At 57.0% G+C, this 309-nt stretch carries 1 protein-coding gene; it reads right to left on the bottom strand.

Features of this window, described 5'->3' with window-relative positions; genetic code table 11:
* Nucleotides 1-309 (bottom strand): thiamine pyrophosphate-dependent enzyme (locus AC0L3U_RS38980; protein ID WP_473365054.1); only part of this gene is annotated, 309 nt, incomplete at both ends.

Raw genomic sequence — 309 nt, 5'->3', positions numbered from 1 at the left:
AGATGTCGGTCGCGCGATACTTTTCGGTTGAGACCGACATGATCTTTAGCTCGCATGCCATGGAGAAGTTGTTGAGCAAGATCGATAGAATTGGAATTCTTTCGCGCACAGCCGTTTCGAAGTCCATCCCGGTAAATCCGATGGCCGCATCGCCCCAGACATTGATGCAGAGCTTGTCCGGCTTCGCGAGCTTCGCGCCCATTGCGAGCCCCAAGCCGTAGCCGAGTTGCGTCGTCTTACCCCAGCCGAGATAGGACAGCGGCTCGACTGACTTCCAGAATGGCGTGAGCTGATCACGTGGGCTGCCCG

It is taken from the genome of Bradyrhizobium sp. Kon69, from assembly GCF_055807515.1.
This window is presented reverse-complemented; position numbering and strand designations above follow the sequence as displayed.